A 24959-nucleotide genomic window follows, 5' to 3' on the forward strand; every position below is an offset into this window, starting at 1 on the left:
CCCGGTCCCACGCCAGTCGACTCTCAAGAGGAACGCAATGCCTGTACGCTCGCGAGAAATCCACGCGCTGTCCTCCCGCATCCAGCTGCCCGTCCTGCGCAAGCTGCTATCCATCATGGATGGGCACCACTCCGCGCTTCGGCATGGACGCGGATGGGAGTTCATGGATTTAGCTCCCTACCAGCCGGGCGATGATGTGCGTGAAATCGACTGGGCGGCGACAGCCCGGACGGGTTCGCCCATCATCAAACGGCACGAGGCCACGGCGAACCTACAGGTTATGCTCGTTGTTGATACTGGCCGCGAAATGGGCGCGCTCGCCCCCTCGGGCGAGACGAAGGAAGAGGTTGCCTTGGCGGCGTGCGAGGCCATCGCATGGCTGAGCGCGGCACGCGGAGACCAGATCGGCCTCGTCGCCGGTGACGACAAGCGCGTGCGTTTCATGCCCGCCCGCTCCGGCAACGCGCATGCGGAGACGCTGCTGCGCCGCATCGAAGAGGACATCACCCTGCGTTCCCCGCATGCGAACGTCGCGAAGCTCCTGGCTCGGGCCAGGACGATCACGCGTCGGCGCAGCCTCATCGTCATCGTCACGGACAGTACGCAGCCCACCGCGTCCCCGGAGTCGAGCGACCTCATCAAGTCCATGTCGGCGCGCCACCAGGTGATTCTCATCAGCGTCGAGGATATCGATCCAACGACCCTCTCAGAGGGGACGGAGGTCGTTGACGTCAACGAAGGGCCGCTACCGGATTTCCTGCTCAGAGATAACCAGTTGGCGGGGGAGGCAGCCAACGTCATGGCGATGCGGCGTGCCGCGGTCGCGCGGATGCTCGATGAGAGGGGTGTCATCCACGTGGACGTGTCGTCCAGTGAGGATATTCCTCGTGCGCTCATGCGTGCTCTTGAAAGGGGAGTTCATGTCCGGTGAGGTCACAGACGACCTGTTTAATCCGATCATCTATCCGCATTGGATGTGGGTCCTCGGTGTCACGCTTGTCGTCGCCGTCGTTGGCTGGGTGTGTTTCTGCCTGTGGCGGTGGTGGACGTCCCGCATTGGTGAGGTGATGGAGCTACAGACGATTTCGGATGCGCGGCGCAAGAAGTATCTGTCGTACGTCGATCAGATTGCGGATCGCTACGCCGACGGCGACCTGGATGCTCGCGGCGTGCACCTGGCGTTGGCGGGACTCATGCGTGCGCTGGGTACGGAACGCACCGGGCGTGACCTCGAGGTCGCAACCGTGTCCGAGGTGCGTGAACTCGTGCCCGTGTGGCCGGGGCTGGCGGATGTGCTTGCGGCGTGCGAGGCCTCGAGCTTTACGAGCCAGGATATTCCGGCTGGGCGCTCCTCGCACGAGGCTGTGACGCGCGTTCTGACGATGGCGGTGGAGGCGGTGAACGTATGAGGTTCTGGTGGATGATTCCCCTCGTCATCGTCGTAGTGGCTGGCGTCACTCTGCTTGGTTGGTGGCGTGCACGCCGCGCGGGTCAGAGCACCGGCAGGAAGGGATGGGTCGCGAACTCCGGTTTCGTACGAGGCCTGCCGAAGTATCAGGCTCTCGTGCGGCGTACGCGTGCGGCCCTCGCGATGGCTTTCGTATGCTTCCTCGTCGCGGTTATTGCGACCTCGGTGTCTGCGGCCGCTCCCGTCGACACGTACGTTAAGCACGATAAATCCTCGAGTCGCGACATCGTCATTTGTTTGGATGCGTCGGGTTCGATGCTGCCCTACGATTCGGAGATCGGCGACTCCTTCAAGCAGATCATCTCGCACTTCGAGGGTGAGAGGATTTCGTTGCAGCTGTGGAATACATACTCGATGACGATGTTCCCACTCACCGACGACTACGAGATGGCCGATGACGTGCTGACGGATATGGCCGACAAGATCGACAAAGGGCTGGCGTATGGTTCCTCATTGAATGGGGATGAGGATGAGCTGGAGCGGTACCTGACGCCGACGTTCCCCAAAGAGGATGAGAAACGCGCATCTCTGGTCGGTGACGGGCTGGCCTCGTGCGTCCTCGGCTTCGATCATACGGACAAGCAGCGTTCCCGCACGGTCCTGCTGGCGACCGATAACGAGGTGTACGGCCATGGTATTTACACCCTGCCTCAAGCCATCGAATTCGCGAAGAGCCAGAATGTGACCGTCACGGCACTGTACCCCGGCTCGGTGACGAACCTGTCCGCCGACGGCATGCAGTTGCGCGATCAGGTGCGTGCCACGGGTGGAGAGTTCTATGACGCATCATCTCCTTCCGCCGTTGACGGGGTTGTCAAGCAGATCGAGGCCGAGCAAAAGGAAGAGCTGGATTCCAAGGGGAAACTGATCGAGACTGATCGCCCGCTGGGGGCCCTTGGCTGGACGCTCTTTGGTGTCGTCTCCTTGCTCGGCCTGCTTGCCTTTGGGAGGCTCTGACATGGTTTTTCGTCCCGTCATTCACCTGTTTGTGCTGGTCGTCATTGCGCTGGTTGCGGCGACCTTCGTCTTCCTGTCGGCTCGTCGGTCACTGCGCACGAACCTGATGGACGTCATTAGGCGCTCGCTCATTGCCGTCGTCGTCATCATCATGGGTGCGGGTCCCTCGATCCCTGGCACGATCATTGAAGTCACCTCAAATATCGAGGTCTACTTCGTCATCGACCGCACCGGCTCGATGGGTGCCGAGGACTGGGACGGCGAGAATCCCCGTATCGATGGCGTCCGCAACGATGTTGCCACACTCATGGGTGTCCTCACGGGAGCGCGTTACTCGATCCTGTCGTGGGATTCGAGCGTGCACACGGACATGCCGCTGACGACTGACTCCTCTGCGGTCGCGTCATACATGGCGACGTTCACCCGTGAGCTGTCCTCCTCCTCGCAGGGGTCCTCGATCAACCGTCCCGCAGCGGACCTCGCGAAGCTCCTGAAGAAAAACAAGGAACGCCACCCCGAAAATATTCGTACCGTTTTCATCCTCTCCGACGGCGAAACCTCGAACCAGGATCACTGGTCCAGCGCTCCCAGCGGCTCCGAGGACGACTGGGATGACGTCAAGCCCTACATCGACGGCGGCCTCGTCATCGGCTACGGAACCGAGGAGGGCGGCAAGATGAAGGCGGTCCGCCTCAGCAACGCCGGGGCTCAGAGTGGCGACGACGAATACATTCATGACAAGTCCCAGCCCGGTGCCCCCATCGCCATCTCGCGTATCGATGAGGCCGCCCTCCAAGGCGTCGCGTCGCGGATCGGCGTCAGCTACGTGCATTCGCCCGACAAGTCAGCGATTGACTCCTACGCGCATTCCATCCTTGACGACGCATCAAAGCTGTCCGAAGAACGGAATATGCGCGACACGTACCGCTACATCATCTGGCCCTTCGCCCTGATCCTTGGAGGACTCCTGGCGTGGGAGGGTGCAACCCTGGCACTGCGAGCCCAACAGTTGAGGAACTCCCATGCGATCTAAGCACTCAGCAAGCGACGAAGACCTCCTGCCGTTCGGTGCTCCTCAGGGCGACTCCGGTGACTTCGCCGCGCCCGCGAAGCGCGCCCCGGCCTCGTCGGGCATACGCCAGCGCTCACCGCTGGCGCTCCGCCCGCTGTGGTATTCGATTCCCTTCCTCGTGCTCGCCCTCCTGGTCGCCACGTACCTGATCGGCTTGACTCTGTGGTCGCGTTCCTCCCTGGGTCACTGGAAGGCGCAGGAATACGAGGCCGCGAAGGCCGGGTACGAGGGACAGATGGGGTGGACATCTGTCGGCATCGAACAGTGGGTCGCCCACTACAACCTGGGTACCACGTTGCTGACCGAGGAGTCCGTGGACGAGGGTGTCGCCGAGCTGCGCACCGCATTCGAGTTGGTTCCCAAGAGCATCGAGGTAGAACCCGGACGTCTGGAGTCTTCCTCCTACGAATGCCGCGTCCGCGCAAACCTGGGGCGTGGTATCGAAATGCAGGGAGATGCCAAGGACGCGGAAGGCGCGAATCTCGACGCATACAACCTGTATGCGGAAGCGGAAGAAATGCTGTCGCCCTGCCAGACGCCCGCGAACCAGCTGAGTTCAACGGGTACCGACACCAACCCCGCTGACCGAGGCAAGGAACGCACGTCGGACAAGAAGCAGAAATCCGACAAGAAGAATAAGGGGGAGGACCCCAACGGAGATCCTAACGGGGATCCCAACGAGGACCCCAATAAGGGCGACGATCCGAGCAACAACGAGGATCCAGAGTCGGCCCCCAGCCCAAGTCCCACCCCGACGCCTACACCGACCGAGGATCCCTTCGCGGGTGAGAACGGCGATCAGAAGCAGCGCCGTGAGGACCTCATTCACCAGAATGAAGAACACAACCGTGATCAGCGTGAACAGGACGATAAGGGGCGCAGTGGTAACCCTAACGGTGCCTGGTGACCTGCGCATCCGCGTCTCATTGTGGCTGTGAAGTGCAGCCATAAAATCCCATGTCGGCCCGTTGGACCGCCAAACACCGTTAGGCTGGAATTGTGAAGGTTCTTCTCGTTGGTAACGGGGGTCGCGAACACGCGATCGCCCGCGCGCTTGTGCGAACGTCCACCCCTGAGCAGCCCGTGTCGCTGGTCGTCCAGGCCGGTAACCCGGCGCTGGAGCAGCTGGGCCGTTCACTGACCATGGATCCGCTCGACCCGAAGGACGTCGTGCGTCGCGCGACATCTGAGAAGGTCGATCTCGTGGTTGTTGGCCCCGAGGCCCCGCTTGTCGCGGGCGTCGCGGATGCGGTTCTGGACTACGGTATCCCCGTTTTTGGCCCAACGAAGGACGCGGCCCGTCTGGAGGCCTCCAAGTCCTTCGCGAAGCAGATCATGGCGGACGCCGGCGTGGCGACCGCCCGCGCCTTTACCTGCACCACCATGGAACAGGTCGAGGCTGCCTTCGATGTCCTCGGTGCCCCCTACGTTGTGAAGGACGACGCCCTGGCCGCTGGCAAGGGGGTCGTCGTGACCACCGACCGCGCCCAGGCCTCGTCCCACGCGCGTTCCTGCCTGTCGCGCGACGGGGGAGCAGTCGTCATCGAGGACTACCTCGACGGCCCCGAGGTCTCTCTGTTCTGTTTCGCCGATGGTGCCACCGTCGTCCCGCTGCAGCCCGCGCAGGACTTTAAGCGCGTGGGCGATGGCAACGAGGGTCCGAACACGGGTGGCATGGGTGCCTACAGTCCGCTCCCGTGGCTGCCTGAGGAAGCAACGCAGCGCATCGTCGACGAGGTCGCCCAGCCCGTTATCACCGAGATGGCCCGGCGCGGCACCCCCTTCCGCGGCCTCCTGTACTGTGGCCTCGCGATGACCTCGAAGGGGATCCGCGTCGTCGAATTCAACGTGCGTTTCGGCGACCCGGAAACCCAGGTGGTCCTTGAGCGCCTTGACTCTCCGCTCGCCCCCATCCTGTACGCGGCGGCCACCGGCACGCTCGCGAAGGTCCCCGCCCCCGTCTGGAGTGAGGACGCCGCCGTCACAGTCGTCATGGCCTCGGGCGGATACCCGGGTCGCACGGATACCGGGCACCCCATTACCGGCATCGAGGCGGCCGAGGCATTGGCGGGCGTCCACGTCATCCACGCCGGCACCTCCGAGGAGATCACCGACGACCCCGCCGACGTTGCGGCCGGGTGCTGCGGCTTTGAACCGACCTACGCGCTGGTGAACTCGGGCGGTCGAGTCCTCGACGTCGTCGCCCGCGCGGCCACGCTCGACGAGGCTCGCGCTCTTGCGTACCGGGGCGTGGAACTCATTCACTTCGACGGCGAGCACCACCGCAGCGACATCGCGACGTGGCCTGCTGACCTGTCCGTCACCCTCAACTGATCACACGACACTGAGGAGCATTATGCCCGCTTCCCTGCACGGTTGGACCCCCCTGAACTCGGGGAAGGTTCGCGATATCTACGCTCCCGACGAGGCCGTGGTCGGCCCCGCGCAGGAAGCGACGCCCGCCGAGGGCCGTCCCCGCCATGCGAAGGCGGGTCCGGAGGCGCTCCTCATGGTGACCTCTGATCGCATCAGCGCCTACGACTACGTGCTGCCCACGCAGATCACGGGCAAGGGCGCGGTCCTCAATCAGCTTGCCATCTGGTGGATGGGCAAGCTGCGTCCGCTCGTGGAGAACCACCTGCTGGCCGTCGGCACGAAGGCCCCGGCCGAGGCCTCGAGCGCCCTGGAGGGTGCCCAGCCCACGCGCTTCGAGGTTCCTGCCGAGGTCGACGGGCGTGCGGTTGTGTGCCGCAGCCTGCTCATGATCCCCATCGAGTGCGTCGTGCGCGGCTACCTGACGGGATCCGGCCTGGCGGAGTATCGAGAGTCTGGCACGGTGTGCGGTATTAAGCTGCCCGAGGGCCTGACTGAGGCCTCGCGTCTCGAGGAACCGATCTTCACGCCCGCCGCGAAGGCCGAGCTGGGCGAGCACGACGAGAACATCACCTTCGAGCAGACCGTTGAGCGTATTGGCGAGGAGCTGGCGACCGCGATCCGCGACCTGTCGATCGCCCTCTACCGTCAGGCGCGCGACATTGCTGCGGAGCGCGGCATCATCATCGCGGACACCAAGTTTGAGTTCGGTATCGATGTGGCGACCGGCGCAATTGTGCTCGCTGACGAGATCCTTACGCCTGATTCCTCGCGCTTCTGGCCCGCAGACCAGTGGGTGGAGGGCCAAGTGACCCCCAGCTTCGACAAGCAGTACGTGCGCGACTGGCTGACGTCGGAAGAATCCGGCTGGGACCGTGCATCCGGCGAGAACCCACCTGCGCTACCTGAAGCCGTGGCCGCCGCGACCGCCGCGCGCTACGTCGAGGCATACCGCCGACTCACCGGGTCGGAACCCATCCTGTAAACAGACTTGCCCGCCGGGCAAGGTGCACGGCGGGATCCTCACCAACAACACAAGGAGGAACGCCGTGGGGCGAATCATCGTGGAAGTGATGCCGAAGCCTGAGATCCTGGATCCGCAGGGTAAGGCTGTCGGCTCGGCGCTGCCCAGGCTCGGAATCACGAGCTTTGAGGCCGTGCGTCAGGGGAAGTGCTTCCACCTGACCGTGGACGGTCCCGTCACCGACGAGCTCCTGGACCAGGCCCGCAAGGCCGCCGAAGAGGTTCTGTCCAACCCGATCATCGAGGACGTTGTGCGTGTCGAGGCCATTGACGAGGCCGACGCCCGTTACGCGGGAGGCGCGCAGTGACCCGCATCGGAGTCGTCACCTTCCCGGGCACCCTCGATGACCGCGATGCCGCCCGTGCGGTTCAGATCGCGGGTGCCGAGGCCGTGGCCCTGTGGCACAAGGACGCCGACCTGCACGGCGTCGACGCGGTCGTGATCCCCGGCGGCTTCTCATACGGCGATTACCTGCGCTGCGGCGCGATCGCGGCGACAGCCCCCGTCATGAGCGAGATCGTGCGCGAGGCCGGACGAGGCCTGCCCGTCCTGGGCATCTGCAACGGCTTCCAGGTCCTGTGCGAGTCCCACCTGCTGCCCGGCGCGCTCATCCGTAACGACCACCAGAAGTTCCTGTGCCGCGACCAGGTGCTGCGCATCGAGAACGCGGACACCGCGTGGACTGGTACCTACAGTGTCGGCGACACCATCACCGTCCCGCTCAAGAACGGTGAAGGCAACTTCCAGGCGTCGCCCGCCGAGCTCGAACGACTCGAGGGCGAAGGCCGCGTCGTGTTCCGCTACGTTGACGTCAACCCCAACGGCAGTGCCAATGACATCGCGGGCGTCACCAACTCTGCGGGCAACGTCGTCGGCCTCATGCCCCACCCCGAGCACGCGACTGAGGCTGGCTTCGGCCCGCTCTCCCTCGGACCCGATGGAGCCAGCCACCACGGCGGCACCGACGGCCTGGGCATCTTCCGTTCCGTCCTCGCATCCCTCGTCGGCTGACGACGCCTCGCTGCACCTTCTCCCGTGAGGGTGCCTCGGCCTCGTCCATGATCTTTCGAATGGAAACACGAATGACCTCCGAAAACACCCGCGAGCTGCCCGACACCGTCGAGAACGCCGCCGCGACCCCCGGCCAGGACATGCCCTGGAAGGAACTCGGCCTCAAAGAGGACGAATACCAGCGCATCTGCGACATCCTCGGACGCCGACCCACCAACGCCGAGCTGGCCATGTACTCCGTCATGTGGTCCGAGCACTGCTCCTACAAGTCCTCCAAGAAGCACCTCGCCGAGCAGTTCGGCGCGCGCACGACCGACGCCATGAGGAAGAACCTTCTCGTCGGCATGGGCCAGAACGCCGGCGTCGTCGACATCGGCGGCGGCTGGGCCGTCACCTTCAAGGTCGAGTCGCACAACCACCCGTCCTTCGTCGAACCCTACCAGGGCGCGGCCACCGGCGTGGGCGGCATCGTCCGCGACATCATCTCCATGGGTGCCCGCCCGATCGCCGTCATGGACCAGCTGCGCTTCGGTGCCGTCGACCACCCCGACACGGCGCGCGTCGTCCACGGCGTCGTCTCCGGCGTCGGCGGCTACGGCAACTGCCTGGGCCTGCCCAACATCGGCGGCGAAACCGAGTTCGACCCCTCCTACCAGGGCAACCCCCTCGTCAACGCGCTGTGCATCGGCAAGCTGCGCCACGACGACATCCACCTGGCCAACGCGACCGGCGAAGGCAACCTCGTCGTCCTCTTCGGCGCGCGTACCGGCGGCGACGGCATCGGCGGCGCATCCATCCTCGCCTCCGAGACCTTCGAAGACGGCATGCCCGCCAAGCGCCCCTCCGTCCAGGTGGGCGACCCCTTCATGGAGAAGGTCCTCATCGAATGCTGCCTTGACCTGTTCGAGGCCGGTGTCGTCCAGGGTATCCAGGACCTCGGCGCCGCGGGCATCTCGTGCGCGACATCCGAGCTGGCCTCCAACGGCGACTCCGGCATGCACGTGGACCTTGAGAACGTGCTCCTGCGCGATCCCACGCTCACCGCGGGTGAGATCCTCATGAGCGAGTCCCAGGAACGCATGATGGCCATCGTGACCCCCGAGGATCGCGAACGCTTCTTCGAGATCATCGACAAGTGGGACGTCGAGGCCGCGGTCATCGGTCACCTGACCGGCGACGGCCGCCTCACGATCGACCACTACGGTCACCGCATCGTCGACGTCGACCCGAAGACAGTCGCCCACGAGGGACCCGTCTACGACCGCCCCTACGCGCGCCCAGCCTGGCAGGACGACCTGCAAGCCGCCACCTCCGAGGACCTTGCGCGTCCCGCCACGCGCGAAGAACTCATCGCCGACATGCGCGCCGTACTCTCCGACATCAACCAGGCGTCCAAGGCGTGGGTCACCGACCAGTACGACCGCTACGTGCAGGGCAACACAGCCCTCGCCGAGCCCGACGACGCGGGTGTCATCCGCATCGACGAGGAAAGCGGACTCGGGGTCGCTCTCTCCACGGACGCTAACGGCTGGTACACGAAGCTCGACCCGGCAGCGGGAGCCCGCCAGGCCCTCGCCGAGTCCTACCGCAACGTCGCCGTCGTCGGTGCCGAACCCGTCGCCATCACGGACTGCCTGAACTTCGGCAACCCCGAAGACACGGACGCCATGTGGCAGCTCGTCACCGCCATGACCGCGCTCGCGGACGGCTGCATCGAACTCGAGATCCCCGTCACCGGCGGCAACGTGTCGCTGTACAACTCGTCGGGCACCGAGAAGGGCCTGCCGAACTCGTCGATCAACCCGACGCCCGTCATCGGCATGCTCGGCATCCTCCCCGACGTCACGCGCGCCAACCCCTCCGGCTTCACCGAAGAGGGCCTCGCCGTCATCCTCCTGGGCACCACCCGCGAGGAGTTCGACGGCTCCGCGTGGGCGCGCATCGCCCGCTCGCACCTCGGCGGCCTACCGCCCGAGGTCGACCTGAAGGCCGAGGTCGCCCTCGGTAACGTTGTTCGAGCGCTGAGCGCCGCCGACGGCCCAGACGGTCGACCCCTCGTGCGCGCCGCACACGACCTGTCCAACGGCGGTCTCCTGCAGTCCCTCGTCGACTCCGCGCTGCGCTTCGGCATCGGCGGCGTCTTCGACGTGGCCGGTGCTGCCCGCCGCGACAGCGTCGGCGACCACGAGATGCTCCTGTCCGAGTCCCAGGCCCGTGCCTTCGTCGCGGTGCCCGAGGTGGCCGTCAAGGCCGTGTTCGCGGCCGCCGAGGCTGAGGGCGTGGACGCCATCCGCATCGGCACGACGGGCGGCGACATGCTCGCGATTAGCGGCGTGGACCTGCTCGCCGCCGAAGGCGAGGGCTGCGGCTGGATCGCCTCGATCGATGAGCTGCGCGAGCTGAGCGACACCGGACGCAAGTACTTCTGAGCTGCGTCTGAGTTGTTGCGTCTAGGGGCGCGGGCCTGCGGGTCCGCGCCCCTGTGCTGTGTTGCTTGTGGCGCCGCGTGGTGTGCTGTCGGGCCGGGCTGCTGGTTGTGCCCGTGGGCGGCGGCCCGCCCGCTCGCCGTCCGCGCCGCGAGCGTCGCTCGGCGTGTCGGCTCGAAGCCCGGCCAGGCCCTGCCGCCGCCCACCAGCACTGCGGCCAGGCCCTGCCGCCGCCCACGGGCACCGCAGCCAGGCTCTGCCGCCGCGGGTCTTACACCGCGCCGTCGGCACATTGTTATGGTTCTGAAACCTTGCCAGCATGCCCTCAGGAGGGCCTGTATCGTGCCTGTGCTTGAACGTGTTTCGTGCTGTTTCGTCGTGGACGGGTAAAGAACAAATTGTGTGCGGCAATACAACTCTTGAGAATTTGTCCTAAAGACCTACCGCATGCTCACAAAGATTTGGCATACTGTGGAGCGGAAACAACCCGTAACACCAGGAGCCATCGTGCCCGACCAATCCGTCACCGCCACACATGAGCAGGACGCGGCCTCGGCCTCGTCTTCGACCAAGAAACCCAGCCTCGGCCGCGTTATCGCCGCGTGGGGGGTGCACCTGTTCACCATCTCCGGCCTCGTGTGGGCCACGCTCGCTCTGTTCGCGATCCTCGACAACGACACCCCCATGATGTGGCTGTGGTTCGTCATCGCCCTGATCGTGGACGGCGTCGACGGCACCCTCGCTCGTAAAGTCGGCGTCCGTGAGGTCATCCCGTGGTTTGATGGCGGAGTTGTCGACAATCTCGTCGACTACCTGACGTGGACGTTCCTGCCTGCCCTGTTCATGGCGCTGCACCTGCCGTTTGGTGCCCAGCCGATGCCGGTCATCATGATGATCGTCGTCATCGTGTCCTCGCTGTTCTGCTACGCGAACGACGGCGAGAAATCCAACGACAACTACTTCGTGGGCTTCCCCGCGGCGTGGAACTGCGTCGCCATCGTTATGTATGTGCTCCAGACCCCCGCCTGGGTCAACATTGCGGCGACGATCTTCCTGGCGATCATGACGCTTGTGCCGCTGCACTACACGCACCCTGCGCGCGTGAAGCGCTTCCAGATCCCCAACATCATTGGTGCGGCTGCCTGGATCGTCGCGTGTGCGTATATGGTGGTCGCCTACCCGGTCCAGCCCTTGTGGGCTCTGATCCTTTTCTGGATTGGCGGCGGCTGGTTCCTGATCGCCGGCTTCATCCGCACGGCGACCGGCGAGGACAAGTAGTCTTTGCGCCACGATCACAGATCAACACCCCCGGGCCTCGCGCTCGGGGGTGTTTGTTATGCGATCCGCTTTCGGTGCCTGCGGTGCCCGAGGGCGGCGACGAGGCGTGGGCGTGTTTGTGGTGACCGTGCAGTGCGCGGGAGGCTGTGGTGCCCGAGGGCGGCGGCAGGGCCTGGGTGTGTTTGTGGCGGCCGTGCAGTGCGCGGGAGGCTGCGGTGTCCGGGGGCGGCGGCGAGGCCTGGGTGGGTGGTGTGGCGCCCCTTCGGCATGCGGGAGGCTGTAGTGCCCGAGGGCGGCGGCAGGGCCTGGGTGGGTGGTGTGGCGCCCCTTCGGCATGCGGGAGGCTGCGGTGTCCGAGGGCGGCGACGAGGCGTGGGCGTGTTTGTGGTGACCGTGCAGTGCGCGGGAGGCTGTAGTGCCCGAGGGCGGCGGCAGGGCCTGGCCGGGCTTCGAGCCGACGCGCCGAGCCGAAGGCTCGCGGCGCGGACGGCGAGCGGGCGGGCTGCCGCCCTCGGGCACCGGGAGGAGGGGCGGTGTGGCTACAGGAGTCCCGCGAGGCCCTTCTTAACGGCACGGTCGCGCTGGTAGCGGAATACTTCGAGGAAGATGCCGCCGAAGAAAATGCAGGCGATTGCGACCCAGATGCTTGCGGGAGCGTGACGCCCGTACACGAGGAAGTACACGTAGGGTGCCAGGAAGGTGACGGCGGCGGTGGCGGCACCGACGATGCGGTGCCACAGTTTCTGCCCGGCGACCATCTCGATGAGGCCCCACGTGTAGGGGATAGCGGTGATGACGTCGATGAGCCAGAGGATACGCCAGTCGCCCCGGAAGTGGGGGACGAACATGACGGGCACGGCGCGCGCCATGGAGTAGACGAAGACGACGACGTAGGCGATGAACTTCGGGTTGCGGCACAGCTTGAGGAAGGCCGTGCGCTCGATGATGGAGGCACCGACTGCTCGGGCGGCGCGGGTGGCGTGTGACGCGGTTGAGAGCGTATCGAGTCCGGCCATGGAAACGCGCATGAACTCGCGTTGTTCGTCTGTGCCGGCCGCCCAAGCTTCTAGCAGCGCCAGGGGGGAGAGCGCGATGGGCGTGCGTCCGCCGGAGGGTGCCCCGGCCTCGTGAATGAGATCGGCACCCAGGGCGTCGCGTAGGCGCGGCAGTTGGTCGCTGGGGATGACGGCGAGCCATAGGCGCACCCGTCGTTGGATGGCGTCGTGGAGTTCGTGGGAGAGTGCGTGTCCGGCGGCCGAGTGGGGTGAGAAGCCTTCGGCGGCGATGTCGACGAGCGCCCCGGGGTATTCGACGATGCGGGTTGTCAGGTCGCCGGCGCGATCAACGCCGGAGACGGTGATGATCGTCGCGGCATCCCACTGGTAGGTGCGTGCGATCTCGATGTCGAGGATCGAGCGCAGCGTCACGAGGGATGCGATGTCACTCACGGGTGGCCTCTCGGTAGGGGATGATCCACTCAATTGTGCCTGACTGGGCGGTTGGAATGCACGCCCACGTGGGAAGCGTGACGCACGTAGAATCGACGTATGGTGAAACGACGCATTGATCCGGCTTCGGGAATGGAGGCGCTGTGCGCTTGGCGTGGCTCGTGTGAGCGCGGCGAGGACGCGCCCCGCGCTGTTGTGCTGACGGCTGTGCGTTTCACTCTCGAGGAGTTGGGTGCCCTGCATCCGGGTCGTTCTGTCGAGGTGCGCGTGCCTCCTGCGGGTGCGGTGCAGATTCTTCCGGGGACCACGCACCGGCGTGGTACGCCACCCGCCGTCGTGGAGACGGACGCGCGCACGTGGCTGTCGCTGGCGTGCGGTTTGCTCACGTGGGACGAGGCCGTGGCTGCCTCCCTGGTGAGCGCGTCGGGGGAGCGCACGGACCTGGGTCCCTTCCTGCCGCTCGTGTGAGTGGCAGGGGAGGGTGTTCCGGGTGGGGAGGGGTGCTGCCGGTTTTTAGGCCTCGATCTGCGGAGCGCCGAAGCGTGCGATGATCTTGGGGGCCAGGTACTTCTGGGAGCCCTTGTAGGCGTAGCGTTGGGCGACGGCGGCGACGGCCGCGGTGCTTGCAGCGAAGAGCACCAGCGAGGCCAGGGTGACGTCATCCGAGTCTTCGGAGGGGATCGGGCGCTTTGTGACGGCTTTCCAGCCGAATTCGAAAATCTTGGAGGCCGCGAAAGCGGCTCCGGCGATGACGGCGGTCGTGGCGAGCTTGTCGATGGTGGCGGAATCCATGTGTGTCTCCTGGCGTGGGTTGGTTGTCCCTGCGCGGCAGCGCGTGCTTCCATGATGCCCCACACTGCGCTCTCGTGCGAGATCCAGGCGCTTACTGGCTTATGCTTATGGGCAAGTGTTCTCGTCCGAAGGATTCCCTATGGCCCGCGCCCGTTCTGTATTCGCGTTGGTAACCCTTGTGGTTGCTGCTACGACCTTGGCTGCGTGTACGCCATCAGTGTCGTCGCGTACCCCCCAAGATCCTTTCGGTGCACCCGTTGTTCCGGGGCAGGGGATCGAAGAAGAAGGGATTGAAGGCACGATTGATGCTCCCAGCCCGAGGACGGGCACGGACACGGTGACGGTTGCCCTCGTGGGCGGTGCGCAGCTGCCTACTGAGATGGCGCAGGCCTTCACGGAGGAGACGGGCTTCTCGGTCGCGGTCGTTCCCATTGATGGGGTGGATTCGCTCCCCAGGGCGGGGGCGGATGTTGTGCTGGGCCTGGATGGTGCTGATGCGCAGCAGGCGAGCCAGGCGGGCACGATTGCTCCGTCTGGCCCGCAGGACACTGTGACCCTGTCGGGTACTTCTATTTCGGGTGTGCCTGCGGCGGTGGCGTACGGTCGCGACGATGTGTGCGTGATCGCGGATAAGTCGTGGATGAGTGCGAATAAGCGCACGCTGCCCACGTCGTTTCAGGAGCTGAGTACTCCTCGCGTGCGCACACTCCTCGCGGTTCCGGATCCTGTCTCGTCGTCGGTGGGGCGTGCCTTCCTGCAGGAGGCTGCCGCGCAGACGGGTGAGGGCCTGGGTTCGTTCGTCCAGACGCTGAGTCCGCATGTCGATCCCTCGCTGGGTGCGGTTATTGGCGGGTGGACGGCTGGAGGGCACGTGTCTGACGGCTACCTGTCCGAGATCGTGGGGTCTGCGTCGGGCAAGTCCGGCTCGTACCCGCTCGTGGTTGCGCCGCGTTCGCTGGTTGCGGCTGCCGTGACGAACACGGGTGCCGATTCGTACGGGACGGCGTTGCCGTCGACGTGTATCGCGCGCATCATGTACACGGCGGCAACGAAGACGCCCGCAACGGATGGCGCTGAGTCCTTGATCGCCTGGCTGCAGAGTGCGGAAGCGCAGCATTCTTTGGCGACCACGGGGGCGGCCTATCCGATCGATGGGGTCCTCGCGGCAAACACGAAGGCCGAGTGGTTCTCGGGCATCACGGGCAGTCCCGTCGTGCCGGACGAGACCATGGGGTCGTTCAACGCGAAGGGTGCGTGGTTGGCGATGTGGACCGCGGCGCTCGATGAGCCTGCTCCGGCTCAGACGCCCACGCAGCAGCCTTCGGGCCAGCCTTCGGGTCAGCCTTCGAGCCAGCCTTCGGGCCAGCCGAGTGTGAACCCGGGCGCGCCCGGGATCGGTAACAGCAACCAGGCTGACGATTCCGACGAGGATGAGGATGACGAACCTCGTACGAGGACCCGTCACCCGATCGATGATGACGACGAGGAGTAGTCAGTTCTCCTGTGAGTGAGGGGGGACGCGGCGTACCGCGTCCCCCCTTCACTGTGTGCGGTGAGGATGATCAGCGCGCGGTGACGAGGCCGTGGCGGGGTACGACCGTGGCACCGTTGGGGGTGCGAGGGGTAGGCGTTCCCTAGTCGCGCAGCATGGAGGGGCTGACGCGGCACTCGTCACCGATGCGCATGGGGGCGATGAGGCCCTTATCGCGCAGCTCGCGCAGGCGTGGCACGGTTCGTTCGACGACCTTCCAGGGATCGATCGTGTTGAGGTAGATACGGGTGCCGCCCTCGAATCCGGCCAGGGTGGAGATGCGCCACTTGAGCAGGATCCTCCAGCGCATGGGGGTCGAGACGGTGGGCGGGCGGTGGTACCACTCTTCGTTGGCGGGCACGTCTGCGCCGGTCGCCGCGTGCGCGGCGTGCAGGATGTCGGAGATCCCAGCCATTGCCTCGTCGCTGACCTCCCACGGGTTGCGCGGGGAGTGTAGCGGCCAGATTGCGATGCCGGGGAAGCGATGACCGAAGCCTGCCAGGGCGACGGCGTGCTCGTTTTGAGCGATGAGGAGTTTGCGGGTGGCGGCGACCGTGAAGATCTGGTCGTAGATGTCGGGCTGTGCGCGCAGGCGCTCGAGTTCTGCTTCTGTTTGAACGGCAAGGTCGTCGATGGCGACCAGCTGCTTGTGTAGGTGGTCGAAGGAGGCGCCGGCAGGGCGCAGCCAGTTCTGGAAGGTGGCGACGTAGCGCACGGCGGGGTTGAGGCCGTACAGGTCGTGCATTGAGCGGGCTGTGTAGGCGGTGTACTGGGTGTGCTCTTCCGGGGTGAGGGTGCCCGACCCGGCGAGCTGGTGGGCTTCGGTTGCCCCGTCGATGAAGTGGCGCTTGCCGATAATCAGGTCGTGGCCGCCGGAGAAAAAGCCGTTGGCGGCCTGCAGGCGCGCGGTCTCGCTGGTGGCCGCGAACTCGCCTTCGCTCATGCCCGAGGCCAACATCCGCGCGCGCACGACGTTCATGACGTGGTCGTAGCCCACGTCCGAGGCCAGGTATCGGGCCATGCGGTGGCGGTCGGCCTCGGAGGGCATGTGCCCGTGGTTGAGGTGCCAGTAGTTGTAGGAGACGATTTCGAACAGGTTAGGGATACGCCGAAATTCGGCGACCGTGTCCCCGAGCTTGTCGGCAGGGAGGGCGTCGAGCTGTTCCCATGTGCCGTCGTCTCGGCGTACGAGGCGCGATTTTTCGGGCGGTGTCTCCAGGTATCGCTTGGAACAGAACGCGCAGTAGTGCCCGTCAGCCTCGTGGTCGATGGGGGTGCAGTCGGTGCGCGGCGCGGCGAGCGGACGATTTCCGCGGCCGGGGACGGTCCACACCTCTGTGCCGGTGAGCAGGTTCTGCTGTTTGACGGTGCCGTCGGCGAGTCGCACGATGGCGCGGTCGGCGCGGGTAAGCTTCGATGCCATGTCTTAATCGTACCTGTTGTCAGAGTCGGTTCATGGTGGCGGGGTGCGATCCGGTGCGCCCGGCCTCGCCTTCGTCGAGCGCGTCGATGCGGGCGCGCTGGTCGGGACTCAGGCTGAAGGAGAAGGTGTCAATGTTGGCGGCCATGCGCGCCGGACTCAGGGTCTTGGGGAAGACGACGTGGCCGCGGTCGATGGCCCAGCGCAGGGCGACTTGCGCGGCGCTGACTCCGAGTTCGTTGCCGATGGCGACGAGGGTTGGGGCGGTGATGGCGCGCCCGCGTGCCAGGGGCGACCATGCTTCGAAGACCATGCCGAGTTCGTGCGCGTAGGAGCGTAGCGCCTCGTTGGGGAGGAATGGGTGTGCCTCGACCTGGAGGGCGTGGGGTGGCACGGAAGCGATGGAGCGGACGGCTTCGATGTGGTCGCGCTCGTAGTTCGACAGGCCGATGGCGCGCGCGTTGCCCGCAGCGAAGGCGTCCTCGAGGGCAGGCCACGGCAGGGCGACATCTCCGCCGTAGAGGGTGGGCAGCGGCCAGTGTACGAGGAGGAGATCGACGTAGTCGGTGCGCAGGTCTTCGAGTGATCGTGCGATGGATGCGGCAGCGCGCTCGGGTGCGTGGTTGGAGTTGTCGACCTTGGTGGTGAGGAAGATCTGGTCGCGTTCGATGCCAGACGCTTCGAGCGCGGCGCCGACCTCGGCCTCGTTGCCGTACATCTGGGCGGTATCGATGTGGCGGTAACCAACCTCGAGTGCGCGGCTCACGGCGTCGTAGGCGTCCTCGGGCGCGACCTTGTAGGTGCCGAAGCCAAGCACGGGGATGGGTGCGCCCGTCGGGAGCGTGAGCGTGGGAATGGGGGACGAGGCCGTGGCCGCGTCACTCGGGAATGGGGCGTTCATCAGTGAATCCTCCTGGTTGCTTTCAGTGTAGCGTCCCTGGGAGGGGATGGTCGCGGGCGTCCGCGCGCGAGCCCGATGCGTGCAGCGTAGTGTTGTCTTCGCTTCGGAGCCGCGCGTGGTGCCGGTTTGAGAGGACAGGAGGACTCATGATCAGTGCATGCGAGACGGAGGATGGTGTCGTCTTCGATATGAGCGAGCTGGAGGCCGACGCGCTGCGCTCATATGCCGATGGGCTTGTTGCCGACCCCAAGCATCCTTTCGTTGAGCTGCTGCGCAGCCAGGGCCTCGTCGTCGGTGACACTCCCGTCCCACACCTTGCTGTGCTCCTTGAGGCGTTCTCGCAAGCGACGAAGGTGCTCACCGCCTGGGTCATTGCCCCGGCTGGATGCCGCCGCGCCACCTTCTTTGTGGGTCCGCACTCCGCCGTGGTGTCGCGGTGCGACGAGGGCGGACTGTACGCGGGCGAGGATGACCTGTTGTCGGTGTGGGCTATCGACTCCGCGCAGCTGCGCGAGACCTTTTTCGAACTTAGCGCCTTGGGGGAACCCTCCGGCGACGGGATTGTGCCGACGGCGGTACCGGAGGTGCTCTTTGAAGCCCTCGAGCGGGGTGATGCCACGGAGATTCTTGTGGAGGTACCGAAGGTTGCCCGCGAGATTGCCGACGTGATTGATACTGATGTCGATGAGGTGACAGGGGCTTTCTGGGCGGATGTCGCGGATGATTCGTGGGTGGGACTCGCCGTACGGGTCGTCGATGTGGTGTCGTACCCGGATCTGTCGGGTGACAGTTGGCGTTTGATTGGCACCAGCGAGGAGGTTTGCGAGGTGCTGGCGGGCGTGGAGTTTACTGAGCTGTACCCCGATGAGGTGCCTCTGCTGGCGGATGAGGACGGTGAATTCTGGGCGGCAGTTGCTTCATCATCGCCGGAGGTGCTCTGGGAAGACATCGAGGACGTACTCGCTGAATAGTCCACCTGTCGATCCGCAGGTCTCACAGTCTGAGATTGAAGGGTGTCAATTATTTACTACATCTCTGGTCAAATGATGCCCATGGGTCGGTTTTTCGCGTTTTACGTGTGTCGCTGCGCGGTTCGCTGAGTGTCTGACCGAATGACTTATAAAACATTGCAATACGGCTGAAAAACAGTCGGATGCTGTCTGCAACATGGTTGACACTTTTATTGGTATACCGGTTAATTTCTCCTGTCTTCCCTGAAATGTCAAAGGCTTGCATCTAACCAAATGGTAGGGTTTGTGTTAGGTAAGCCACCGTGATTTGTCCTCACTAAGTAACGATTTGGCGTACGATAGATACTGTTCAACCACGAAGCCAACACGTCACGACAACGAACGGAGAGTTATGTCGGTTCGCAATGCACTGCTTGCACTCGTCGCGCAGCAGCCCGCGGGTGTCTATCGCCTCAAGCAGATGTTCGAGGAGCAGACGTGTGGGGCATGGCCGCTGAACATCGGCCAGGTCTACCAGACCATGCAGCGTCTCGAGCGTGACGGCCAGGTTGTGTCTCACGCTGAAACCAATGCTGGTCGAGACTCTGAGGTTTTCGAGCTGACCGACGCAGGTCGCGATGTCCTCACCGCCTGGTGGTCCACCCCTGTTCCGCGTGAGCACCCTGAGCGCGATGAGCTTGTGATGAAGCTCGCCGTGGCCGCCGCCGATCCGACGGTCGACGTCGAAGCCATGATCCAGACGCAGCGTCGCTCGACCCTGGGTTCCCTGCGTGACGTCACCCGCCTCAAGGCCTCGGCCGATGAGGGGGAGCTCGCGTGGAAGCTCATTCTTGAGCGCCACATCTTCGACCTTGAGGCCGAGCTCAACTGGCTCGACCACATCGAGTCCGGTGCGGTCTCCGAGGCCGCGCGTCGCGCTGCCTTCGCTGCTGCGAAGGGTCGTTCGATGAACTGGGCTCAGGCCGAGGCCGGTATTTCGGAGCGTGCCGGGGTGCGATGAGTCAGCCTGCGCCGCTACCGATCAGGATGGCCGGCGTCGGACATGAGTTCGGCGCAAACGGCGTCCGAGTGAGAGCGCTCGACGGGATCGACCTTGAGGTTGAGCCCGGCGAGCTTCTCGCTGTTATGGGACCGTCTGGATCCGGCAAGTCGACGCTGCTGTCGATCGCTGGCGGCCTTGAGCGGCCGACACGCGGAAGCGTCTACGTCAACGGGATCGATCTGGCCTCGTTGGATAGCGTTCACCGCGCCGAAGTGCGTCGACGCTCGATTGGCTACGTCTTCCAAGATTACAATCTGATTCCGTCGCTGTCGGCCCTCGAAAACGTTGAGATGCCGTTGCAGCTGGACGGGGTGAGTCCTTCGAAGGTACGTGCGGCCGCGATGGCCGCTCTCGCCGAGGTTGGTGTCGCAGAACTCGCGGATCGCTTCCCCGAGAGGCTCTCCGGTGGCCAACGTCAACGTGTAGCCATCGCTCGCGGCCTCGTTGGTAACCGGTCGGTCATTCTTGCCGACGAGCCGACCGGCGCGTTAGATTCTCACACTGGCGAACAGATCATGTTGGTGTTGCGTGACCACATAGATGCTGGTGCAGCGGGTATTCTCGTGACTCATGAGGCCAGAATGGCCGCATGGGCAGACCGAACAGTGTTCCTGCGAGACGGTCGTATCGTTGATCGTTCGCGCGGGGATTCTCTGAGGGACCTGCTCGCCGACGCAGCACCAAGGACCTGATGAGCCGACTCAACACACGGATGAGGCGATGGGGAGTAGTACTCCGCATCGCCTCTCGTGATGCACGCCAAAGTCTTGGGCGCACCTTCACTGCCGTGATCCTTATCTCCCTGCCGATTATCATTGCGATCGGATCGCTGACGTTCTGGGATGTGACGACGTCCCAGCGCTACCAGGCCTCCTCCTGGCTGGGACACAACTCCGACTCCCAGGCCGTGACGCTGCGTCGTTCGACATCAGCTCTCGACCAGGACTTCACCGCGGACCGCCTCTCGAAGACGGCGTCGGATGACGATGTTGCCGTTACCATGGAGACCCTCAGCGACTGGGTGCCGACCGGAGACCAGTTGGTTGCGGTTGACACGCTCTATCAGCTCCATATGACGGCACCGGATGGAACCGGGTACACGGTAGACAATGGCACGCAGACCGCCTCCTTGGATGCGCCGCGCGTCGAGGCAGGTAACAAGCACGGGTCGCTCGCAGCTCAGCATGCCGTGGTTTCCGACGACGTCGCCCGTGCCCTCGGCGTCGAGGCCGGAGACACGGTCGCGCTCTCCGTCACGGTGTCGAAGCAACGCGCAGCGCAGTCCATCGAAGGCAGCGCTGTTATCGACGCGATCATCAAGGGCGAGGGGCGCGCAATCGTCGGCGACGGCACGCTCGACATTGATCGTTTAGCTGTCGCTGGACGCACGCAGACGGCCTGGTATGTGACGGGGCCAGCGCCCGTGACGTGGGAGAAGATTCGCGAACTCAATGCGTCCGGCTTCTCGGTCGTCTCGCGCCACGTACTCGCCAACCCGCCCGATGCCTCGGCGCTTCCCTCACAGATCGCCCAGTACGAGGTCCCCGAGACCTCGCGCAACGCGAACCCGTGGCAGTACCTGCTCCTGGTCGCGGGTGTTCTCCTGATCCTCACCGAGATGATCCTGCTCATCTCGCCGCTCTACACGGTCGCGCAACGCTCGGTGATGCGCACAGCTGCGATGATCGTCGCTAACGGCGGCGACCGCTCCGACGGGCGACGCCTCACAATCGCGCACGGTCTCATCATCGGCGCGTACTCAGCAGCCTTCTCAGTCGTGTTGTCTGCCTGCGCCATGCTGGGGATCGGGCTGTGGTCCGGCCTTGGCCTCGGCATTGTGCCGCTGTGGCCGCTGGGCCTGTCCGCTCTCCTGCCCATTCTGCTGTCGCTGATGGCCTCGGTATCACCGGCGCATACCTCCTCCCACATCGACACCTCCGCGGTCATCGGCGGACGCGTCTGGGAGCCGTCGCGTCTGGTGCGTCGCCGCATGATCTACCCGATCGCGCTGTTGGCTGGCCTGCCGGTGCTGGGCGTCGCCGCATGGTACGGGTCGGTCCTGACCCTCGTTGTCGGTATTGCTCTCCTCGAAATCGGCCTCATCGGCTCGATCCCCTACATCTTTACGCGTTGGCGCGTGCCCAATGGTCGCGCATCCATGAGTATGCGCCTGGCCCTGCGCGATGCTGTCCGCAACGGACACCGTACGTTCCCGGCCATGGCCTCGATCCTGACGACCGTGTTCGTCGCTTGTGCCCTCCTCATCACGCTTTCCTCGTCGAACGAGGCCGGCTGGAATTCACGTCCGCACGTGGGCAAGCGTGGGCAGATCTTTGTGTCCACGGTCGACAAGACGGATTCGAATACCCGCTCGCGTGCGCTCATGAAGGCAGCGACGGAGGCCGTGAAGAACCAGCGAACCGTCACCTCATCCGCAGAACTCAGCGGCATGGCGTGGAACTCTGGTCCCGGTGGGCCGGTCACCATGGTTGAAGCGATTTCCCCGGACGGAAAGTCCACCTTCACGATGGCGGCCGACATGGGTACCATGGCGGAGCTGGACGTCGCCTACATCGTCGACGACGGTACCTACCTGCGCCAGGCCGGCTACCTGAACGAGAACGATATGGTGCGCGCGGTTGCGACGCTGAACTCGGGCGGCATCCTCATTCCCGACAGGAAATACATCGACGGCGCGGGCCAGGTGAAGCTGCGCAGCCTCGATATGCAGGCGATTGCGGACGCAAAGGCCGCCGGCTTTTCCGACAACGAACTGCCGGACGCGCGCGTGATGGGCACACAGATCTTCCCCGCGTCACCGCTGACGCGCGTCAACGTCATGGTGCTCTCCCCGAGCGCCGCAACATCCTTGGGCCTCAAGGCGGTGTCGCTCGGACAGCTCCTCTCGGTGGATAAACCCGTGAGTACGGTGGATGCGCCCGCGTTCCAGGCGACCATCGCGCGTCAGGTTCCGGGCGCATCCGCCCAGGTCATCACGCCGACCATGCGTTCGCAGATCCTGCCCTACATCGCCGCCCTCATCGCTGTTGTCGCCGCGGCAGCGACGGTCGCCCTCGTCGTGGCTCTCTCGGCCTCGGACATGCGCCCCGACCTCGATACTCTCGATGCGATTGGCGCTGCCCCCGCGATGCGCCGTCACGTCACGACCTGGCAGGGCGTGGTCCTCGCGCTGAACGCGATTCCGACGGCGGTTCTCTCGGGCCTCATCGTCGGTGTCCTTGCCGTCATCACGTTCGCCCGATCAGGTATCTTCCCGACTCTCACCACGCTGTGGCCGGTCGTGCCGTGGAGAGCACTGCTCGGCATGCTGATCGGCATGCCCCTGCTGTGTGCGCTCGTCGCCATCGTGCTCACGCCGCGCCACCAGAAGCGTATCCGCCGTATCAACTAGGCTCCGCAATGACTGACGCCCCCGAGACGGTTGTGATCCCGCCAGGTGCCCTGGCCTCGTCCTCCGTGCGCGTGGACACCTGGCTGTGGGCGACCCGCCAGCTCAAGTCACGCTCTCAGGCCACGGCCGCCGTACGCGCCGGGCACGTGCGCGTTAACGGCGACCCCGTCAAGGCCGCCTACAAGCTGCACGTGGGCGACGAGGTGCGTCTGCGCATCGAGGGCTTTGATCGCGTCCTCGGCGTGGTGCTGCTGCTGGCCAAGCGCGTCTCCTACCCGCAGGCGCGCATCGCCTACGATGATCGCACGCCCGAGCGTCCGCGCGTTCACGTCCCCGTCGCCATGCGCGAGAAGGGCAGTGGGCGCCCGACGAAGAAGGAGCGACGCGAACTCGACCGCCTGCGGGGCTACGACTCTCACGAGCACTACTGACCCTCTTCGACGAGGCCGTGGCTGAGCTGCGCGCGGTGGTTATGCATGAGGTCCCGCCGCCTGAGAGAGGCGACGGGACCGGGAGCCAGTCGTATGAGCTTACTCGTCTGGGTAGAACGCGTTGGGGTACAGCTTGTAGTACGATCCCCATTTTTCGTCGTACGCGGTATCAAACTCGAAGTCCGCCTTGCCTTCGCGGGGGACTGTGAACGTGTAGGCGTTAGTTTCGGTGTGGCCCACCTGAGTTGCGGCCGTGTCGTAGGTGACTGTGAAAACGAGGGTAACAGAGACGCTCGGATAGACGCTTAGGGCAGGCTTCTTATCTGCCAGAACCTCGATGGATCCGGTGCAGTGCGCCGCAGTCTTGTTGTCGTTCAGTGAGCACGTCTGGTCGAATTTGAAGACATCTTCCGCGGTGTAGGTGGAGACCAGGTTCGCGATGGCGACCTTATTTGGGCACTCTGCGTCGATCGCCTGCCTGCGTTCATCGGTGGCGGTGCGGTACTCGTTGTAGATCTCGCCCATGTCCGCGCGGTTGTCAGCTCTCACGCTTGAACACCAGTTTGTGGTCTGCGTCGCCTTGGTCTGCGCTGCGATCTGCTTCGTCTGAGCTGTGAGGTCGCGTGCCTGATTGAGACGAACACCTGACAAAACACCGAGCGTGATTGTCGCACCCATGAGTGGGACGAGAAGGATGGCCATAACGGCGTTGTAGATGGATAGCTTCTTGTTCTTGGGGGGGTTGTCCGAGGAGGTGGGCTGATTGTGACTCACTTCGCTGCCTCCTTCGCCTTCTCAAGATCATTGTTCGCATTGTCGAAGCTTTGTTGAGCCTGCTTGTACTCGCTGGTCGCGGATATGTACATACGGCCCGTCAGGGCCAGGCCAGCGCTGAATCCGATGACGAGGAGCGTTGTGATGATCGCCGTGATGATCTGATTCTTTGGGATCTGAATGGTTAGCCCGTCGGAGTACCTGGGCGACTTCTGGGGCGGTTGCGCGGGCGCAACGGCGGGGTGAGTGGGGACATCGGGAGCAGGATGAAGTCCGTCGGACTCTTCTCCCGGGCGTACGATACGACCGGTGACCGGATCGACAGTACCGGTGATGGACTGTGCGGCGGTGAGGGGCTGGGCAGCGGTCCCCGTGACGGGGCGGGCGATAGAGCCTGTGAAGGGGTCAATGTGGCCGGTCGTAGCGTGTGCGATGGTGCCGGTAATGGGGTCGATGGGACCCGTGGTAGGCGGAGGTACCGAGCCGGTGACGAGACCGTTGCTGGCTCGCTCGTCTGCGATGTAGTGCTCTGTCCAGTCCGAACCGTTCCACCAGCGCAGCCGTGGGGTCCCGTCTGGGTCTGGGTACCAGCCTTCGATGGGGTTGTTCACAGGAGGCTCCTTTCGTG

The 24959-nt window shown here is 64.8% G+C and carries 24 protein-coding genes; 18 read left to right on the forward strand and 6 right to left on the reverse strand.

Annotation, left to right across the window (positions count from 1 at the left end; genetic code table 11):
* Positions 1–37 precede the first annotated feature (37 nt).
* The 11 genes from O3932_RS05260 to O3932_RS05310 all read left to right on the forward strand — a co-directional run bounded on the left by O3932_RS05260 (position 38) and on the right by O3932_RS05310 (position 11609).
* The gene (locus O3932_RS05260) at positions 38–931 is read left to right on the forward strand and encodes a DUF58 domain-containing protein (protein ID WP_009647364.1); all 894 of its coding nucleotides are present in this window, start codon (positions 38–40) and stop codon (positions 929–931) included.
* Complete coding sequence (locus tag O3932_RS05265; RefSeq protein WP_291450496.1) at positions 921–1409, forward strand: hypothetical protein; 489 nt, start codon at positions 921–923, stop codon at positions 1407–1409. The genes O3932_RS05260 and O3932_RS05265 overlap by 11 nt, the downstream gene beginning before the upstream one ends.
* Positions 1406–2425, forward strand: coding sequence for a VWA domain-containing protein (locus O3932_RS05270; RefSeq protein ID WP_034504255.1), 1020 nt, complete (start codon positions 1406–1408; stop codon positions 2423–2425). Before O3932_RS05265 ends, O3932_RS05270 begins: the two co-directional genes overlap by 4 nt.
* Before the next feature lies 1 nt (position 2426).
* Positions 2427–3458: a VWA domain-containing protein gene (locus O3932_RS05275; RefSeq protein ID WP_009647363.1), complete on the forward strand. Its 1032-nt coding sequence runs from the start codon at positions 2427–2429 to the stop codon at positions 3456–3458.
* Positions 3448–4404 carry a hypothetical protein gene (locus O3932_RS05280; RefSeq protein WP_371536723.1) on the forward strand — a complete coding sequence of 319 codons (957 nt, stop codon included), beginning with the start codon at positions 3448–3450 and terminating at the stop codon, positions 4402–4404. The genes O3932_RS05275 and O3932_RS05280 overlap by 11 nt, the downstream gene beginning before the upstream one ends.
* A gap of 92 nt (positions 4405–4496) precedes the next feature.
* Complete coding sequence (gene purD, locus O3932_RS05285) at positions 4497–5831, forward strand: phosphoribosylamine--glycine ligase (protein ID WP_371536726.1); 1335 nt, start codon at positions 4497–4499, stop codon at positions 5829–5831.
* Between the two features lie 22 nt (positions 5832–5853).
* On the forward strand, positions 5854–6855 hold the full coding sequence (locus O3932_RS05290) for a phosphoribosylaminoimidazolesuccinocarboxamide synthase (protein WP_296502083.1): 1002 nt from the start codon (positions 5854–5856) through the stop codon (positions 6853–6855).
* A 64-nt stretch (positions 6856–6919) separates the two neighbouring features.
* Complete coding sequence (gene purS / locus O3932_RS05295) at positions 6920–7201, forward strand: phosphoribosylformylglycinamidine synthase subunit PurS (protein WP_009647366.1); 282 nt, start codon at positions 6920–6922, stop codon at positions 7199–7201.
* Positions 7198–7905, forward strand: a complete 708-nt coding sequence (gene purQ / locus O3932_RS05300) for a phosphoribosylformylglycinamidine synthase subunit PurQ (protein ID WP_009647368.1) — start codon at positions 7198–7200, stop codon at positions 7903–7905. Before purS ends, purQ begins: the two co-directional genes overlap by 4 nt.
* A 71-nt stretch (positions 7906–7976) precedes the next feature.
* Complete coding sequence (gene purL, locus O3932_RS05305) at positions 7977–10334, forward strand: phosphoribosylformylglycinamidine synthase subunit PurL (RefSeq protein ID WP_371536730.1); 2358 nt, start codon at positions 7977–7979, stop codon at positions 10332–10334.
* A 504-nt stretch (positions 10335–10838) separates the two neighbouring features.
* Positions 10839–11609: a phosphatidylcholine/phosphatidylserine synthase gene (locus O3932_RS05310; protein WP_371536732.1), complete on the forward strand. Its 771-nt coding sequence runs from the start codon at positions 10839–10841 to the stop codon at positions 11607–11609.
* 539 nt (positions 11610–12148) lie between these two features.
* Here O3932_RS05310 and O3932_RS05315 read toward each other — a convergent pair.
* Positions 12149–13057 (reverse strand): cytochrome C oxidase subunit IV, encoded by a 909-nt coding sequence (locus O3932_RS05315; RefSeq protein ID WP_296502077.1) that lies wholly within the window; start codon positions 13055–13057, stop codon positions 12149–12151.
* A gap of 99 nt (positions 13058–13156) precedes the next feature.
* On the opposite strand from O3932_RS05315, the gene O3932_RS05320 reads away from it, so the two are divergent.
* The gene (locus O3932_RS05320) at positions 13157–13525 is read left to right on the forward strand and encodes a sterol carrier family protein (protein ID WP_009648989.1); all 369 of its coding nucleotides are present in this window, start codon (positions 13157–13159) and stop codon (positions 13523–13525) included.
* 45 nt (positions 13526–13570) lie between these two features.
* Here the strand turns inward: O3932_RS05320 and O3932_RS05325 are convergent, their stop codons facing one another.
* Complete coding sequence (locus O3932_RS05325; RefSeq protein ID WP_009649002.1) at positions 13571–13849, reverse strand: DUF4235 domain-containing protein; 279 nt, start codon at positions 13847–13849, stop codon at positions 13571–13573.
* A gap of 139 nt (positions 13850–13988) precedes the next feature.
* On the opposite strand from O3932_RS05325, the gene O3932_RS05330 reads away from it, so the two are divergent.
* Positions 13989–15341: a substrate-binding domain-containing protein gene (locus O3932_RS05330; protein ID WP_299239078.1), complete on the forward strand. Its 1353-nt coding sequence runs from the start codon at positions 13989–13991 to the stop codon at positions 15339–15341.
* 142 nt (positions 15342–15483) lie between these two features.
* On the opposite strand, the gene O3932_RS05335 is transcribed toward O3932_RS05330, so the two are convergent.
* Both O3932_RS05335 and O3932_RS05340 read right to left on the reverse strand, forming a co-directional pair.
* Positions 15484–16803, reverse strand: a complete 1320-nt coding sequence (locus O3932_RS05335) for a DUF4921 family protein (protein WP_299238853.1) — start codon at positions 16801–16803, stop codon at positions 15484–15486.
* Positions 16804–16822: 19 nt separating this feature from the next.
* Complete coding sequence (locus O3932_RS05340) at positions 16823–17701, reverse strand: aldo/keto reductase (protein ID WP_371536736.1); 879 nt, start codon at positions 17699–17701, stop codon at positions 16823–16825.
* 146 nt (positions 17702–17847) lie between these two features.
* Between O3932_RS05340 and O3932_RS05345 the strand changes: the two genes are divergently transcribed.
* The 5 genes from O3932_RS05345 (at position 17848) to O3932_RS05365 (ending at position 23557) form a co-directional block, all read left to right on the forward strand.
* Positions 17848–18672 carry a hypothetical protein gene (locus O3932_RS05345; protein WP_371536739.1) on the forward strand — a complete coding sequence of 275 codons (825 nt, stop codon included), beginning with the start codon at positions 17848–17850 and terminating at the stop codon, positions 18670–18672.
* Between the two features lie 391 nt (positions 18673–19063).
* The gene (locus O3932_RS05350; RefSeq protein ID WP_009649000.1) at positions 19064–19672 is read left to right on the forward strand and encodes a PadR family transcriptional regulator; all 609 of its coding nucleotides are present in this window, start codon (positions 19064–19066) and stop codon (positions 19670–19672) included.
* The gene (locus tag O3932_RS05355; protein WP_034505637.1) at positions 19669–20406 is read left to right on the forward strand and encodes an ABC transporter ATP-binding protein; all 738 of its coding nucleotides are present in this window, start codon (positions 19669–19671) and stop codon (positions 20404–20406) included. Before O3932_RS05350 ends, O3932_RS05355 begins: the two co-directional genes overlap by 4 nt.
* A 20-nt stretch (positions 20407–20426) precedes the next feature.
* Positions 20427–23126, forward strand: coding sequence for an ABC transporter permease (locus O3932_RS05360; protein ID WP_371536777.1), 2700 nt, complete (start codon positions 20427–20429; stop codon positions 23124–23126).
* 8 nt (positions 23127–23134) lie between these two features.
* A complete protein-coding gene (locus tag O3932_RS05365; RefSeq protein ID WP_371536742.1) occupies positions 23135–23557 on the forward strand; it encodes an RNA-binding S4 domain-containing protein in 423 nt (140 codons plus the stop codon).
* Between the two features lie 99 nt (positions 23558–23656).
* Here the strand turns inward: O3932_RS05365 and O3932_RS05370 are convergent, their stop codons facing one another.
* Complete coding sequence (locus O3932_RS05370; RefSeq protein ID WP_371536745.1) at positions 23657–24331, reverse strand: hypothetical protein; 675 nt, start codon at positions 24329–24331, stop codon at positions 23657–23659.
* Positions 24328–24942, reverse strand: coding sequence for a DUF2510 domain-containing protein (locus O3932_RS05375; protein WP_371536747.1), 615 nt, complete (start codon positions 24940–24942; stop codon positions 24328–24330). The genes O3932_RS05370 and O3932_RS05375 overlap by 4 nt, the downstream gene beginning before the upstream one ends.
* Positions 24943–24959: the final 17 nt, after the last annotated feature.

The organism is Pauljensenia sp. 20925_1_25 (assembly GCF_041433955.1).
Lineage (GTDB): Bacteria > Actinomycetota > Actinomycetes > Actinomycetales > Actinomycetaceae > Pauljensenia.

What these genes read in the sequence shown, in the direction of transcription:
- O3932_RS05260 (WP_009647364.1), top strand. Translation starts at nt 38, where the DNA reads ATGCCTGTACGCTCGCGAGAAATCCACGCGCTGTCCTCCCGCATCCAG.
- O3932_RS05265 (WP_291450496.1), top strand. Translation starts at nt 921, where the DNA reads ATGTCCGGTGAGGTCACAGACGACCTGTTTAATCCGATCATCTATCCG.
- O3932_RS05270 (WP_034504255.1), top strand. Translation starts at nt 1,406, where the DNA reads ATGAGGTTCTGGTGGATGATTCCCCTCGTCATCGTCGTAGTGGCTGGC.
- O3932_RS05275 (WP_009647363.1), top strand. Translation starts at nt 2,427, where the DNA reads ATGGTTTTTCGTCCCGTCATTCACCTGTTTGTGCTGGTCGTCATTGCG.
- O3932_RS05280 (WP_371536723.1), top strand. Translation starts at nt 3,448, where the DNA reads ATGCGATCTAAGCACTCAGCAAGCGACGAAGACCTCCTGCCGTTCGGT.
- O3932_RS05290 (WP_296502083.1), top strand. Translation starts at nt 5,854, where the DNA reads ATGCCCGCTTCCCTGCACGGTTGGACCCCCCTGAACTCGGGGAAGGTT.
- purL (WP_371536730.1), top strand. Translation starts at nt 7,977, where the DNA reads ATGACCTCCGAAAACACCCGCGAGCTGCCCGACACCGTCGAGAACGCC.
- O3932_RS05320 (WP_009648989.1), top strand. Translation starts at nt 13,157, where the DNA reads ATGGTGAAACGACGCATTGATCCGGCTTCGGGAATGGAGGCGCTGTGC.
- O3932_RS05325 (WP_009649002.1), bottom strand. Translation starts at nt 13,849, where the DNA reads ATGGATTCCGCCACCATCGACAAGCTCGCCACGACCGCCGTCATCGCC.
- O3932_RS05330 (WP_299239078.1), top strand. Translation starts at nt 13,989, where the DNA reads ATGGCCCGCGCCCGTTCTGTATTCGCGTTGGTAACCCTTGTGGTTGCT.
- O3932_RS05335 (WP_299238853.1), bottom strand. Translation starts at nt 16,803, where the DNA reads ATGGCATCGAAGCTTACCCGCGCCGACCGCGCCATCGTGCGACTCGCC.
- O3932_RS05340 (WP_371536736.1), bottom strand. Translation starts at nt 17,701, where the DNA reads ATGAACGCCCCATTCCCGAGTGACGCGGCCACGGCCTCGTCCCCCATT.
- O3932_RS05345 (WP_371536739.1), top strand. Translation starts at nt 17,848, where the DNA reads ATGATCAGTGCATGCGAGACGGAGGATGGTGTCGTCTTCGATATGAGC.
- O3932_RS05350 (WP_009649000.1), top strand. Translation starts at nt 19,064, where the DNA reads ATGTCGGTTCGCAATGCACTGCTTGCACTCGTCGCGCAGCAGCCCGCG.
- O3932_RS05355 (WP_034505637.1), top strand. Translation starts at nt 19,669, where the DNA reads ATGAGTCAGCCTGCGCCGCTACCGATCAGGATGGCCGGCGTCGGACAT.
- O3932_RS05360 (WP_371536777.1), top strand. Translation starts at nt 20,427, where the DNA reads ATGAGGCGATGGGGAGTAGTACTCCGCATCGCCTCTCGTGATGCACGC.
- O3932_RS05365 (WP_371536742.1), top strand. Translation starts at nt 23,135, where the DNA reads ATGACTGACGCCCCCGAGACGGTTGTGATCCCGCCAGGTGCCCTGGCC.